1 protein-coding gene is annotated in these 311 nt (G+C 40.8%); it reads right to left on the bottom strand.

Annotated features, from left to right (window positions below):
- On the bottom strand, nt 1–273 hold a 273-nt coding region (locus ACT3RN_RS16290), incomplete at its 3' end, for a transposase (protein WP_444518899.1).
- Nucleotides 274–311 lie beyond the last annotated feature (38 nt).

Below are 311 nucleotides of genomic sequence, written 5' to 3' on the forward strand. Positions count from 1 at the left end.
GGTCGCCTTTTTTAGAATCTCGCGCTCCTCTTCAGCCACTTTGAGCTGACGCTTGAGCTGCTTTATTTCTTGAAGAGCACTCATAAGGTCAGGATCATATTGCTCTGTGCCAACAAGCTTGCCTTGATTGGCTTTGTTATGCCAGTTTGATAGCGTTTGCATGGCAATACCTAACTGCTTTGCAGTAGCTGAGATATTGCCATTATTATCTGCTATCTTCTTGACAGCTTCAGCTTTAAATTCGTTACTGTAGGTTCTTAATTTCTTGGTCATGGTAAACTCCTATAATTGTGCTTAGTTTACCAAGTTTA

The sequence above is a fragment of the Psychrobacter sp. AOP5-GZ1-6 genome, assembly GCF_052376345.1.
Classification (GTDB): Bacteria; Pseudomonadota; Gammaproteobacteria; order Pseudomonadales; family Moraxellaceae; genus Psychrobacter.